General features: G+C 45.5%; 11 protein-coding genes and 2 pseudogenes. 3 read left to right on the top strand and 10 right to left on the bottom strand.

The genetic code is table 11. From position 1 onward, the window contains the following. From ilvE to ilvG, 3 genes are read right to left on the bottom strand one after another with little or no spacing between them, the layout of a single operon-like run. Nucleotides 1-945 carry a branched-chain-amino-acid transaminase gene (ilvE, locus tag KW548_01875; GenBank protein ID QXX06897.1) on the bottom strand — a complete coding sequence of 315 codons (945 nt, stop codon included), beginning with the start codon at nucleotides 943-945 and terminating at the stop codon, nucleotides 1-3. A gap of 12 nt (nucleotides 946-957) precedes the next feature. Continuing rightward, a complete protein-coding gene (gene ilvM / locus KW548_01870; GenBank protein ID QXX06896.1) occupies nucleotides 958-1,242 on the bottom strand; it encodes an acetolactate synthase 2 small subunit in 285 nt (94 codons plus the stop codon). 1 nt (nucleotide 1,243) lies between these two features. Next, nucleotides 1,244-2,890 carry an acetolactate synthase 2 catalytic subunit gene (gene ilvG, locus KW548_01865; protein QXX06895.1) on the bottom strand — a complete coding sequence of 549 codons (1,647 nt, stop codon included), beginning with the start codon at nucleotides 2,888-2,890 and terminating at the stop codon, nucleotides 1,244-1,246. A gap of 503 nt (nucleotides 2,891-3,393) precedes the next feature. Between ilvG and KW548_01860 the strand changes: the two are divergent. Continuing rightward, nucleotides 3,394-4,916: pseudogene (locus KW548_01860) on the top strand (YifB family Mg chelatase-like AAA ATPase). A gap of 37 nt (nucleotides 4,917-4,953) precedes the next feature. Here KW548_01860 and KW548_01855 read toward each other — a convergent pair. Beyond that, the gene (locus KW548_01855; protein ID QXX06894.1) at nucleotides 4,954-5,940 is read right to left on the bottom strand and encodes a DUF2860 domain-containing protein; all 987 of its coding nucleotides are present in this window, start codon (nucleotides 5,938-5,940) and stop codon (nucleotides 4,954-4,956) included. A 175-nt stretch (nucleotides 5,941-6,115) separates the two neighbouring features. Between KW548_01855 and KW548_01850 the strand changes: the two genes are divergently transcribed. After that, nucleotides 6,116-7,003 (top strand): acyltransferase, encoded by an 888-nt coding sequence (locus KW548_01850; GenBank protein QXX06893.1) that lies wholly within the window; start codon nucleotides 6,116-6,118, stop codon nucleotides 7,001-7,003. Nucleotides 7,004-7,059: 56 nt separating this feature from the next. Here the strand turns inward: KW548_01850 and KW548_01845 are convergent, their stop codons facing one another. The 3 genes and pseudogenes from KW548_01845 to KW548_01835 form a co-directional block, all read right to left on the bottom strand. Then, nucleotides 7,060-7,680, bottom strand: coding sequence for a thiol:disulfide interchange protein DsbA/DsbL (locus KW548_01845; protein ID QXX06892.1), 621 nt, complete (start codon nucleotides 7,678-7,680; stop codon nucleotides 7,060-7,062). Between the two features lie 30 nt (nucleotides 7,681-7,710). Next, nucleotides 7,711-8,697 (bottom strand): serine/threonine protein kinase, encoded by a 987-nt coding sequence (locus KW548_01840; GenBank protein QXX06891.1) that lies wholly within the window; start codon nucleotides 8,695-8,697, stop codon nucleotides 7,711-7,713. Nucleotides 8,698-8,791: 94 nt separating this feature from the next. Further along, nucleotides 8,792-9,384 (bottom strand): annotated as a pseudogene (locus tag KW548_01835) (tyrosine-type recombinase/integrase). 3 nt (nucleotides 9,385-9,387) lie between these two features. Here KW548_01835 and KW548_01830 point away from each other — a divergent pair. Next, nucleotides 9,388-9,609: a hypothetical protein gene (locus KW548_01830; protein QXX06890.1), complete on the top strand. Its 222-nt coding sequence runs from the start codon at nucleotides 9,388-9,390 to the stop codon at nucleotides 9,607-9,609. 586 nt (nucleotides 9,610-10,195) lie between these two features. Here KW548_01830 and KW548_01825 read toward each other — a convergent pair. From KW548_01825 to ccoG, 3 genes are all read right to left on the bottom strand, one after another. Further along, nucleotides 10,196-11,221 carry a hypothetical protein gene (locus KW548_01825; protein ID QXX06889.1) on the bottom strand — a complete coding sequence of 342 codons (1,026 nt, stop codon included), beginning with the start codon at nucleotides 11,219-11,221 and terminating at the stop codon, nucleotides 10,196-10,198. Nucleotides 11,222-11,274: 53 nt separating this feature from the next. Beyond that, the gene (locus KW548_01820) at nucleotides 11,275-11,772 is read right to left on the bottom strand and encodes a hypothetical protein (GenBank protein ID QXX06888.1); all 498 of its coding nucleotides are present in this window, start codon (nucleotides 11,770-11,772) and stop codon (nucleotides 11,275-11,277) included. A 76-nt stretch (nucleotides 11,773-11,848) separates the two neighbouring features. Continuing rightward, nucleotides 11,849-13,267, bottom strand: a complete 1,419-nt coding sequence (gene ccoG, locus KW548_01815) for a cytochrome c oxidase accessory protein CcoG (protein QXX06887.1) — start codon at nucleotides 13,265-13,267, stop codon at nucleotides 11,849-11,851. Between the last annotated feature and the right edge of the window lie 105 nt (nucleotides 13,268-13,372).

Genomic DNA, 13,372 nt, shown 5'->3' with positions numbered 1-13,372 from the left:
TTATTTTGCCGCGTCTGCTGGGTAAACGTAATCTAACCAGCCCCACTTATCTTTAGTGGTGCCGTTGAATAGTCCAAAGTAAGCTTCTTGCAGCTCTTTGGTGATAGGGCCGCGTTTACCGCTGCCTACGTCAATTTTATCTATGGTTGCAACAGGAACGACCTCTGCTGCTGTACCTGTCATAAACACTTCATCTGCGAGATAGAGTGCTTCACGAGCAATATTTGCTTCGCGTACTTCGTAACCTTTGTCACGAGCAATAGTCATGATCGAATCACGAGTGATGCCCGGAAGGATGGCGCTGGTTGCTGGTGGCGTGGTGATCAATCCATCTTTAATCACAAAGATGTTCTCACCTGCGCCTTCAGACAAATAACCATCAACACTTAATGCAATACCTTCATCGTAGCCATGACGACGTGCTTCACCGCCAACCAGCAATGAAGAAAGGTAGTTACCGCCAGCTTTCGCTGCGGTTGGAATGGTGTTTGGCGCCGCGCGGTTCCAGCTGGAAATCATCGCATCGACCCCTTTTTCTAAGGCTTCTTCACCTAGGTAAGATCCCCATGGGAAAGCAGCGATGATAAGGTCCATTTCGGTGCCCTGCGGGGGACACACCCCGAGGCCAACATTGCCGACAAAACCTAGTGGGCGGATATAAGCACTATCGAGTTTGTTCTCGCGTAGTGTTTCGCGCGTCGCTTCCATGATTTCATCCACGGAGTAAGGGATAGGGAAACGGTAGATTTTGGCTGAATCTTTCAGTCGCTTCGCATGCTCACGATGGCGGAAGATAATTGGCCCTTTAGGAGTGTTGTAGCAGCGCACACCTTCAAATACTGACGTACCGTAGTGCATAGCATGAGTCAGTACGTGAACATTTGCTTCTTTCCACGGTACCAGCTTGCCATTAAACCAAATGTAATCCGCTGTTGTAGTAGCCATTATTGCCTTCCTTTATGCACAAATTTGTTGTTGTAGGTTGTTATTTGGTAGCTCGTCACTAGCGATTTGTGTTACCTCAACTGTGCGCACATCCCAGAGCTTTTCAATCTGATTGGTCAGAAAGGAGATCGGACGATCGCTGTCGACGATGATCTCCACACTGGCAATCTTGCTCTCATGATTCTGTGTACCTGCAACTTGTCTAACAATGAAACCACGATGGCGAACAACACGAAGAACACGCTCCAGCAGCACAGGTTTATCGTCTGCTTTTATGTCGATTAGATATCTTTCCATCTTAAGTGTTCTCCAGCATGTCATTGTTAGAAGCACCTGGCGGTACCAGTGGCCACACGTTTTCTTCTTCGTCGATCAAAACGTGCAGCAAGTACGAGGTTTCACTCTCCAGCATTTCCTGAATCGCTGGCTCAACTTCTTCTTTTGTTGTGATCGTTTTACCAGGAATATCAAACGCTCTTGCTAAAGTGATGAAGTCCGGATTGTCATCCAGAATCGTTTCACTGTGGCGACCATCAAAGAACAGCGATTGCCATTGACGTACCATGCCTAAACGTTGGTTGTTCAATAGAACGATTTTGACCGGAATCTGGCGACGTTTTAGCGTGCCCAGTTCCTGAACGTTCATCATGAAAGAGCCGTCACCTGTAATAAGGATAGACTGATCATCCGGACGTGCGACCGCGGCACCCATAGCGGCAGGAAGGCCAAAGCCCATGGTGCCTAAGCCTGCGGATGTGATGAAGTTCTGTGGGTCACGGGGCTGAATATGTTGCGCCGCCCACATCTGATGCTGCCCCACATCGGTTGAGACCATCGAACTATCAGGCATCATGTCGGACAACTGCTTGAGCAAGCCCGGAGCAAAAATGAGATCGCCCGGATGGTCGTAACGCCACTTAAAGCCACTACGCAGGCTTTCACTGTGCTTGACCCATGGCGTGATGTCTTGAGTCAGTTCGAGTTGAGGAAGAAGGGAATTGATATCACCACGCAGTGGCGCATGGGCGTGACGCAGCTTGTTGATCTCAGCAGCATCAATGTCGATATGGATAACGCGAGCGTGAGGGGCGAACGTTTCTAGCTTACCTGTCACTCGGTCATCGAATCGCGCACCAACCGCAATCAGCAGATCACATTCTTGCACGACTAAGTTAGCGGCTTTAGTACCATGCATACCTAGCATGCCAAGGTAATGTGGATCGTGACGTTCGATAGTACCTAAACCTTTTAGTGTGCTGACCGAAGGCATTGGGTTTAAACGTAAGAATTCGCGAACGGAGTCTGTGGCTTTACCCAGTTGAACACCACCACCAACATAAAAGACAGGACGGGTACTTTGTGAAAGAAGCGCCTGAGCGGCAGAAACGGCTGCTGCTTCAGGGACGGGATTCGTTGGTGGAGTGAATGGAGGTAAAATACTCACTGGAGCTTGAGCCAACTGAACATCTTTAGCGATATCGACAATCACTGGCCCTGGTCGGCCTGTTTTGGCCACTTCAAACGCTTCGGCTAAAGTGGGTGCCAGATCTTCAATCTCAGTCACTAGGTAGCTGTGCTTGGTGCAGGATAGCGACATTCCTATCACATCCATTTCCTGGAAAGCGTCTGTTCCGATGTGAGAACTGGCTACCTGACCTGTTATCGCGACCATTGGGATCGAGTCCATAAACGCATCGGCCAAACCGGTTACAAGGTTGGTTGCGCCGGGGCCGGATGTTGCCATACAGACTGCAACGTCCTGAGTTGCACGCGCCATACCGATAGCGGCCATGGCTGCACCTTGTTCGTGACGGCAAAGGATGTGCTCGACGCCCCCATCATACAGTGCATCATAAATTGGCATGATGGCCCCGCCTGGGTAGCCAAATACGGTTTTTATGCCTTGTTGTTTTAGTGCGGCTACGACTAATTCAGCACCTGTCATCGTAAGCCCCTTTGGCTACCTAAGTAGCAATGTTGTGTTGTTGTGCACGTCATGTGCGCTCCCATTCTTCCTGCCAGCTCGCGGCTGAGCTCTTTATTTTTCTGTCTATCTGACTGAGTCAGTGTTTATTTTGTCGCTGATTTTCAGCGTTTAAGTTGAAAAAAACCCCGGACTTTTCAGTGCGGGGTTTTTTTTGAATTTGGTGTTTTATTTTTCGCCCACCAGCCCCCGCGCGGAATCAATAATGACCACGATAATCAGGACAATCAGTGCGTTAATGCGGGCGTTGAAATTCATATTCTTTTCTAATGTTGTGCTTACGTAATATGGTAAGAAATTGTCTACGTCATTAGTGGTAACATAGAATTCCGTTACATGACAAGCAAAAAGTCATTCTTTTTTCACATTCTCTCATCATCTCATCACGCTATATAACAAGATTGTTAGAAAAGAGCGCAAATTATCAAACAGATAAATGAATAGCAGAGAGTGTAGGGAAAGTTATGGGTCTAGCCATTATTTACAGTCGCGCATCGGTGGGGGTCGAAGCTCCACCTGTGACGGTAGAAGTGCATATCAGCAATGGAATGCCGGGGTTTACTCTGGTGGGGTTACCTGAAACCACCGTCAAAGAATCACGCGATAGAGTACGCAGTGCAATCATCAATTCTCGCTTTGAGTTTCCAGCTAAGCGAATCACGGTCAATCTTGCGCCTGCAGACTTGCCCAAAGAAGGAGGACGTTTTGACCTACCCATTGCACTTGGTATTCTCGCCGCTTCAGAGCAAATTCCAGTCAACGGCTTGGCGGAAAAAGAATTTGTTGGTGAACTGGCTTTGTCGGGTGAGCTGCGAGGAGTGAAAGGGGTATTGCCTGCAGCGCTTGCTGCCAATAAAGCACAGCGAAGCTTGGTCGTGCCGAATAGCAACGGGGATCAAGCCGCCTTAGTGGGTGAAGAACAGCATAAATCTGCTCAAAGCTTACTGGAAGTGTGTGCCGATCTTTACGGTCAAAAAAAACTGAGCCTACATCAAACGCCAATGGTAAATCTAACGATGAATAATGGACGTGATTTACAAGATATCATTGGCCAGCAGCAAGGCAAGCGGGCTTTGGAGATTGCCGCAGCAGGAAACCACAATTTGCTATTTTTAGGTCCACCTGGGACAGGGAAAACTATGCTTGCCTCGCGCTTGTGCGATTTGTTGCCGGAAATGAGTGACGAGGAAGCGATGGAAACCGCGTCTGTTGCGTCACTGACTCAGCAGGAAATCAATGCTCTGAATTGGAAACAACGCCCTTTTCGTGCGCCACACCATTCGAGCTCGATGGCCGCTTTAGTGGGTGGCGGTACGATTCCAAGGCCAGGAGAAATTTCGTTGGCGCACAATGGATTGTTGTTTCTTGATGAAATGCCAGAGTTTGAACGTAAGGTGCTTGATTCGCTGCGCGAACCACTGGAGTCTGGCGAAATCATTATCTCTCGGGCTCAGGGTAAAACTCGTTTTCCTGCACGTTTTCAACTGGTGGGCGCTCTTAACCCTAGTCCTACGGGTTACTATGAAGGCAATCAATCGAGAGTAAATCCGCAAACGATTTTACGTTATTTGGGTCGATTATCTGGCCCTTTGCTCGATCGTTTTGATATGTCGCTAGAGATCCCAGCATTGCCCAAAGGTACCCTAGCGGAAGGTGGTGATCGTGGTGAGCCCACAGAGGTCGTTAAGCAAAGGGTTGTTAGTGCTAGAGTGTGTATGTTGGAGCGTTCCAATAAGGTCAATGCGCTGTTGGGTAGTCGAGAAATCGAGGAGTACTGCCCACTGAAAAAGAAGATGCGCAGTTTTTGGAAAGTGCTTTGCACCAGCTCGGGTTATCCATTCGAGCTTACCACCGAATTATTAAGGTTGCGCGCACCATTGCTGACTTAGATGGTCAACCACAAATAGCTCGCCATCACTTGGCTGAAGCCTTGGGGTATCGAGCAATGGATCGCTTACTTAAGCAATTGACGGCTCAGTCGGTGTAAAAGAAAGCCCGCGTAATGAGGCGGGCTCAGTCTTTACCTAAAACTGGTAGTTCATACCAACAGAGAACAAGTATTGGTCTTCATCGTAGAAGTCGATGTTGGTATCTGTTTTGGAGTAACCAGCAAACGAAACCAGTGACCAGTCTTGCCAGCCCATGAACTCTTGGTATTCGTATGCAGCGAAAAAGCTCAGTTCATCTTCGTCACGTGTTTTGCCGTAAATCGGGTTAGACGCATCGTAAGAGCGGTTAGTGTACCCAGCGGTGATAGCGAACTGGTGGCGATTCAATATCTTAAAGTAACTCAGCTCACCACCAACTGAATCGAGTGAGTTGGCATCACCATCGGCATCGGTTTTGATGTAGGTTAGTGAGGGTTGTAGGAACGACGTGCGAGTCAGCGGCAGGCGATAATCCCCTTTTAAGTAGATCGATGAAGCGTCACGTTGTAAGGCCCTCCTCTCTGCGGTTGTTAGAGAGTTGTCACTGGCTCCAGACTTCTCATTGTCTATGTCACTGGTAGCGTACGCAGTATCCAAGCTGAAGTTGGACCCCATAATATTGCTGAACTTAAGACGGAATGCGTTACCTGTTTCGTCTGTGGTTTGGCGCTCTTGACCCGTCAGAAATGGGTCTGACCACGTTTCGCCTGACATAATGGTTGGAAGGAACGAGGCATCAATCACCATACCCGATGAAAGCTGCTGCTTGTAGCCCAGCTCTAAAGCTAGAGTACCGACAGCAATATCTTCACGAGCCATACCTACGTAAAACTGTTTGTCTAGATTTGCACCAAAGGTATAGGCTAGGCTACCGAGGGGCAGAACTAGAGAACCACTATCTGCAGACGCGGTTTGATTGACATTACTGATGGTTTTATCGCCATCGGTATTAAAGTTGGAAGTGCTGGAGGCAAATCCAGCACTGAGTGACACTTCACCACTAAATCCTGCTTGTTCTGATAGCTGAGCCATGGTTGGAAGGGCAACCAGCGACAGGACAGCTAGAGAGAATTTGGCTTTCATTGAGGGTTCTCCTTGTTATGAACCTTGCACTTTGTAAGTGGCAGTGGTCGTCGAACTAATCTGACCATCGTCAGAGTGATTCCAATGTGGTTAAGGAATTGTATAATTACACGCTGTTTTATTATTCATAAATGAAACGTTGTAAATTCTATCTTGGATCTCATTAATAAGCGTTATGTTTGCATACCTACTCCTTGTACTGAATGTGACTCTAGTCATCCTTAACTCAGCTTTTTGCTCGGTCGCCATTTGTATCATTGCTTTGATTAAAGTCGTGTTACCAACAAGTAAATTGCAGGCAAAATGTACAGCAATGGCCAACTGGATGATGTGGCTGTGGGCAACCATTAATTCAGCTATTCTTTCTTTGTTTAATCGTGTCGAGTGGGACATCGAAGGTGGTGAAAGTCTGACAAAGGATGGCTGGTATCTGCTGATCAGCAATCACCTCAGTTGGACGGATATCGTGGTGTTATGTTGTGTATTCAAAGACCGCATTCCAATGCCAAAGTTCTTTCTAAAGCAACAACTGTTCTACGTTCCATTTATAGGTATGGCTTGTTGGGCGCTCGATATGCCGTTTATGCGCCGTTATTCGCGAGAGTACTTGCTTCGCCATCCAGAAAAGCGTGGTCAAGACTTGGAAACGACGCGTCGATCTTGCGCTAAGTTCAGGCACACACCGACGACTGTGGTGAATTATGTGGAAGGTACACGTTTTACCCAGCAGAAGCAGAAAAAGAGCAAAGCGGGCTATCAGCATTTGTTACAGCCTAAAACAGGGGGGATGGCTTATACGTTGGCGGCAATGGGCGATCAGTTCGAAAACATCATTGATGTCACTTTAGCCTACCCGGAAAACACCGATAAGCCGTTTCGCGATATTTTGATGGGGCGCATGACTAAGATTGTTGTGCGCACCAAGGTGATGCCTGTGGACGAAAGCGTACGTGGAGATTACTTCAATGACAAGCCGTTTAAACGCCAGTTTCAGCAATGGTTGGGCGGCGTATGGAAGGACAAAGATGAACTGCTAAAAGAGATTCATCAAGATAACAAGTAAACCCATCAAATAACAAAAAGGGAGCTAATGCTCCCTTTTTTGCGTAATCAACTTCATTACTTTTGAGTCAGTAGGAAGTTAACCAGATCGAAATATTCGTCAATGGTTTTGATACTTTGTGCCTGAACAAGGTACTTATTGTTTACGACAACTGCTGGTACGCCAGATAGGCCGCTGTCTTTAAACTGCTTGTCGAAGCGGCGCACCATAGAGTCAACGGCAAACCCTTTGAATGCCGAGTCAAATTTTTTCGCATCAATGCCTTCGTCTAGGAAGATTTGACGTAATTCTTCATCATTTTTTGGTGGTTTACGCATGTTATGAATACGGTTAAACATGACTGGCACCATTTTGTCTTCCACTTTTAGCGCTACCATGGTCGCGTAAGCTTTGCTCATCGACTCACCCATGCTACCACCCATGAAGGAAACGTGATTTTTCTGGAATTTAGCCTCTTCTGGAAGTTGAGCTTTTAGCTGTTCGATGATGGGCTCAAACTTACTACAGTGTGGGCAATAGAAAGAGAAAAACTCGGTTACTGTTGGCTTTTGTGAAGCCTTGCTGAGAGAAGCTGAAGGAATATCAAGAACTTGATAATGTTCACCTTCTTTGAATTGAGCGGCGTGAGCAGAAAGGCTCAACATAACAGTTGCGACAAGTGCAAACAGCTTTTTCATTATTGACTCCATGTTTGTCATTTTGGCTTCTTACCACTGAGGCATCAGTGAGAGTGGTGGCTCACTCAATGCCGAAATTTGTTCTTTGAAAGCTAATACCTGGCTTTCCCAATATTTAGGATCGTCAAACCATGGGAAGGCGATAGGAAAAGCAGGATCCTGCCATCTTTTTGCCAACCATGCCATATAGTGCACCATACGTAGACCGCGTAAAGGTTCAATTAGTTTCAATTCGTTAGTATTAAAGTCGTTAAATTCCTGATACGCCTCAAGCAGGATATCCAACTGCATCAATTTATCAGCGCGCTCGCCATTGAGCATCATCCACAGGTCTTGTACCGCGGGCCCATTGCGAGAGTCATCAAGATCGACAAACATAGGGCCATCACGCCAGAGAATGTTGCCTGGGTGGCAATCACCGTGAAGACGAATGATGTTGGCTGAGTCATCCCATTGTTGTTGCAGCGATTGAATCAACAAGTCTAAGTCATTGAAGAAGGCATTCTCTAGATGAAATGGAATAAACTGTGATTGTTCCAGAATCTTACGCGGTTGATGCAGGTATTCTTCGAGGCTGATGGTAGGTCTGTGCTTAAAGGCCATTCGAGCACCAACTTTATGGATTCGACCAAGGAAACGACCTACGCCTTCCAATTGTTCGAGGTTATCCACTTCAAACTGGCGTCCGCCAACACTGGCAAACAGTGCAAACAGATAGCCCTGATATTGATGCAGAGTTTGCCCTTGGAATTTTATCGGTGGGGCAACCGGGATGTCAGATTCAATCAGCTCCAGAGTAAAGTCGTGCTCTTCTTGTATCTGCGCTGAACTCCAGCGCTCGGGGCGATAGAACTTCACCACATAACGTTGACGCTCTTCATCGGTAAACTGATAAACACGGTTTTCATAGCTGTTGAGTGGTAGAAAGCCGGATTCGGCGCGAACGCCAATGCTTTCCAAGGCGTACCACATAAAGTCGGGTGTCAGAGCATCAAAGTTAAAGGCTTGTTGTATCATAAATAAAAAGGGCTCATTGCTGAGCGTTCCTTAGGTTGTTTAGTGTGGGTAATTGTAGTTAATTGTTTTAAATACAATTACTTAGCATCTAGCGTTATATGGCCATGGGTCGTTCAGGGTCATAAATGTGGTCAGGAGCCAAATGCGCGTATGTCATCGTTTGATTAATACTAGCATGTCCGAGTATTTCCTTAAGCGTTAAAATATCTCCGCCATTCATTACAAAGTGACTTGCAAATGTGTGACGCAGTACATGCACCTTTTGCCCTTTGGGTAAATATCAAAACCTAGCTTGGTAAATATCTTCCCTAACCTTACCTGAGGGTCTTCACTAAACAGATTACCGCCGTTCTCAGGATATATATCATCATATAGCTGTTTGCTAATCGGGACGGTTCTTGGTTTACCTGTTTTGGTGTTAGTAAATCGGATGCGGTAAGGGCTAAGGTTACTTGATTTTAGTGTGATAGTTTCCCTCCATCGTGAACCAGTAGCTAAGCTAATTTCTACGATTTTTAAAAGTTCCCAATCATTTTTAAGGTAGTCCAAAAGATCTTGGGTTTGCTTGAGGGTTAAGTAAGTCATTTCTGACTTTTCGGGCGCGGGTTGCTTTAAGTCTTTGAGTGGATGTGCACCAGTAAAGTCACCAGTCTCAATCAGTACTGAAAAGACATTGCTTAAGCAACTGTTATGAAAGCACTATTAAAGAACACGTTAAATATCGACTTAGACCAACCGTCCACGAAAAAGGGGATTGCTTTGCTGGGTGCGGGTGTCGCTCTGGCGGCTGGTCACCCTGAACTGATCACAGCGAGTATCACGGCAGAAGGAGTGCAATACGGCGGTATCATCGGCACAGCTATTCCGGTAGCGATGGGGCTATGGGAAACCTTCCGCAATGAGTTCATCTAGAGATGGTCGAGCTGATGCAATATCTAACTTCAATGGGACTTTCCCCATCTATGTTGCTTATTGTCGCTATATTTTGGCGGCACAATGAGCGCATTATACGACTGGAAACGAAAGTGTTTTAAAGAAGAAGCCCGCTTTGAGAGCGGGCTTTTAAATCTAAACCTTTAATTTTTTTCAGCCAATATATATACGTCGCTATCAAAGCCAAAGGAGCGGTGGTTCTCTTTTGTATGGCTGTACTCATACCCCGCTGATTCTAAAAGGCCGATCTCGAAATCTTTGAAAGCAAAGCCAACTAATGCCATCAAGCAAAGTGCAACAACACTTATGATAACTATCGTTCTTTGACAGTATATTTCCCATAACTCAAGCGGGGCTCTCATTCGTTTCCGATTAAGTAATAAAAAGGGGATCGTATACGCAAACAAGAATAGTGTTACTACGATAACCATTCCATCGCTATAACTGACTGTAACTTTGGGCACTTGGCCACGTATGCTTAACGCGAGGTCCATAATTACGAAGTCATATACAGCGTATGCAAAAAAGCAAGTAACAAAAAAAACCAAGTGTCATAGATATGTATCTATACTTCTGTGGCAACTTTCAACTCCTCAGTAATCTTGTCTTGAACTTCGAATTGAGCAAATAAAAAATCAACAGTTACCGCTATGCCTATAGCAATTGCTACACCTATGATGATTGGTACACTGGAAGGAACAAACAAAAGGGTTAGTACACTAGTGATTCCAATTTTGAGCAAGTCTGTCCCCATTGAACCATACCAATCGACCATATGATATTCATCATTGTTAATAAGTTGCTCTGTAGCCAATGCTGCGCTGATTATAATTGTTAACACTCCAGCTTTAATAGCACCGCGAATTTTCGTGTTTTTAGCGAACCCCAATTGTTGGATTTTCGGATTATCCATTGGATAAGGATGATTTTTCTTGATATTGATGCCATTGACAGTTGCATAGTGCATTTTACTGTCATTCCATACACTTGATATAACGATGGCAGCTTTACCATTTTTGGTTGTGGTTTCTTTGGCGACTATTCCTAGACCTCCCAATGCTTTAGCAAGGAAAACGGCATTGATTATGGCTGTTCCTTTATCTAGATAGCCTTTTATCTTATTGATGTTCTGTAACACATCAGCACCAAAAGTTTTTCCATCTTCTGTCATGGCTGTCCAGTTATTCACTGTATAAACCATTGCATCCCAAAGAGTCATAACCTGAACTTGAATATGATTACGTTCAAGTGTTTCTTTTAGTTTGTCAGTGAGATCTTTTTCTCCTTCAGGAGCCAAAGGGTTATATGGGGGCCAAGCCATACTCGATTGCGTTTCTGCAAAAGCCGTTTGTTGGGTTGACGGTGGCATAGGTACAGTCGGCACAGTATTAGGTAGCGCAGAAGCACGGTTTATTCTATTTGCTTCCAGAGCTTGAGTCGCCGGTGATTTTACTGGGTTACGCTGCATTTTTTTGTCAACACCTTGTTGGGCTTCATATTGAGAGGCGGCCTCATCATAGCTCATTGAGGTACTGTGACTTTTCCAATAGGCTGACGTTGGGGGTGGGAATGGATATTCGGGCTTATGCATTTTTTATCTCTTTGTATCAGGTGCTAAAGCTATTAGCTTCAACAGCACAGGCGTCAAGTTAGACCAAAATATTTAGAGAATATATCGATATTGTGTCCATTAAATATAAGGACCTTTTCTATAAATGGACTTACGGCCACTAGTATTAAAAACAAAAAACCCAACAAATACATTGGATATCTAGTAACTGTTTTGAGCCAGCTAAGTTGCTCGGTCATTACACCGGACAATATGACTTTAGATTTATAGTCTTTCTTTGCCATTTTTCTTAGGCGAGTAACTTCTTTGGGGAAGAGAGACTGGCCTTGCCACCATATGAAAAAAACAACAAATAGAGACAAAATAGCGCTAATGCAAGGGATAGGTGTGCCTAAGGAAGCGAGTCCAAGAGTGAAGGCTAGCACTCCTATAGCATTGTTTAAAAAACTTTCCCAAAGCTTAAATTGACTTCGTATCTTCTTTAAATAGTCATCTTTCAAGCCGCTTTCGTCCATCCTCTCTAATGAATCTTCATTGAGGTCATTTTGTGGTCGATCTTCGTTTTTTATCATTTTAAATCAATTGCTTAGTTTTAATAAAAAGGGCTCATTGCTGAGCCCTTTTCCATATTTTAGGTAGAGGCAGCCGCTAAAGCTTTTTAATAAAGCGACTTTCTACTTCAATCGTAAAGTCTTCGCTATCGGACAGTATAAACTGAATTGTCGCAACAGGAGAGCTGAGAATATCTGGATTGACACCTAAGCTCATTGGCAGATTGTACACTTCGCCCGGTGCAACGTTGATGGTTTGTTTGCCGTACCAAGAAACATCAGTGAGCCCTAACACATCCAATTTATATTCTTGGCTTTGTTGAGTTTTGTTGATGATTTTCAATGTGTAAGTATTTTCCACTTCGCCGGAGCTGTTAATGCGGAATAACTGATTACGATCACGCAGTACGCTAAGGCCTGCTGGATCAACGGCCGCGACTTGAGCGAAGAACAGGCCTATCATGATTAGCAATACTGCGCCATAGCCAAGTAGTTTAGGGCGCATGACTTTGGTATTTTTGCCTGATAAACGATGCTCTGTAGTGTAGCTGATCAGGCCTTTGTCATAGCCCATCCTATCCATAGTATTGTCACAGGCATCAATACAGGCGCCACAGTTAATACACTCATATTGCAGACCATCGCGAATATCGATGCCGGTCGGGCATACCTGTACACATAGGTTACAGTCGATACAGTCACCTAACCCCAGCGCTTTTGGATCGGCTTTACGTGAGCGAGCACCACGAGATTCGCCTCGTTTTGTATCGTAGCCAACGATGAAGGTATCTTTATCAAACATGGCTGACTGGAAGCGTGCATACGGACACATGTGAACACACATAATCGAGCGCATCCAGCCTGCATTCGCGTAGGTACAGCCTGCAAAGAACAGCACCCAGAACACAGGCCAGAAATCCGCGTTAAGGGTGAAGAAACCAAGTACAAGATCTTTCACTGGGACAAAGTACCCAGTAAAGGTGAAACCTGTTGCGAGTGCAATGGCCCACCACGCAAGGTGCTTTAGCCCTTTACGCATTGCAAGGTTAGCGGTCAGCTTGCCTGAGTCTTGTTTGCGGCGTTTGTTGGCGCTGCCTTCCAGTTTCTCTTCAAACCAGATGTACATGAAGGTCCAGACGGTTTGTGGACACAAATAGCCACACCACACGCGACCTAAGAAGGTGGTGAGAAAGAACAGACCGAAAGCAGAAATCATGAACAGCAATGCCAGCAAGGTCAGATCTTGTGGGTAAAGTGTGGTACCAAAGAAGTTAAACTGCTGATGACCAAGGTCTAATAGTACAGCTTGACGTTCCCCGTAAGGAATCCAAGGCACCATAGCGAAGAGAACCAGTAGCAACCAGCCTCCATATCGACGTAACTGCTGAAATGTGCCCTTACTTTCACGCACGTAGATGCGATTGCTCGGGTTAAACCTGTCCCCAGTGTTTTTGTGCGTCTTGGGATTAAAGGTTTTTGGAGTCACGTCTTTGATCTCAATTTTGTCCTGACTCATTACGCTTCCTTCTTGGGCTAAAGGCGAGATTTCTTAGCGATCCCGCTCTATCGACTGTGCTCTTTAATATTTTAGTATTTTCTTATGGACAGAGATTATATACGC

Source organism: Vibrio neptunius, assembly GCA_019339365.1.
GTDB lineage: Bacteria > Pseudomonadota > Gammaproteobacteria > Enterobacterales > Vibrionaceae > Vibrio > Vibrio neptunius.
Note: the sequence above shows the minus strand (reverse complement) of the source record. Positions and strands in the feature narration are given on the sequence as shown.

Bases quoted from the DNA above. Each gene is read 5' to 3' on its own strand.
- KW548_01855 (QXX06894.1), bottom strand. From the start codon at position 5,940: ATGAAAGCCAAATTCTCTCTAGCTGTCCTGTCGCTGGTTGCCCTTCCA.
- KW548_01820 (QXX06888.1), bottom strand. From the start codon at position 11,772: ATGATAAAAAACGAAGATCGACCACAAAATGACCTCAATGAAGATTCA.
- KW548_01845 (QXX06892.1), bottom strand. From the start codon at position 7,680: ATGAAAAAGCTGTTTGCACTTGTCGCAACTGTTATGTTGAGCCTTTCT.
- KW548_01825 (QXX06889.1), bottom strand. From the start codon at position 11,221: ATGCATAAGCCCGAATATCCATTCCCACCCCCAACGTCAGCCTATTGG.
- KW548_01830 (QXX06890.1), top strand. From the start codon at position 9,388: ATGAAAGCACTATTAAAGAACACGTTAAATATCGACTTAGACCAACCG.
- ilvM (QXX06896.1), bottom strand. From the start codon at position 1,242: ATGGAAAGATATCTAATCGACATAAAAGCAGACGATAAACCTGTGCTG.
- KW548_01840 (QXX06891.1), bottom strand. From the start codon at position 8,697: ATGATACAACAAGCCTTTAACTTTGATGCTCTGACACCCGACTTTATG.
- ccoG (QXX06887.1), bottom strand. From the start codon at position 13,267: ATGAGTCAGGACAAAATTGAGATCAAAGACGTGACTCCAAAAACCTTT.
- KW548_01850 (QXX06893.1), top strand. From the start codon at position 6,116: ATGTTTGCATACCTACTCCTTGTACTGAATGTGACTCTAGTCATCCTT.
- ilvG (QXX06895.1), bottom strand. From the start codon at position 2,890: ATGACAGGTGCTGAATTAGTCGTAGCCGCACTAAAACAACAAGGCATA.
- ilvE (QXX06897.1), bottom strand. From the start codon at position 945: ATGGCTACTACAACAGCGGATTACATTTGGTTTAATGGCAAGCTGGTA.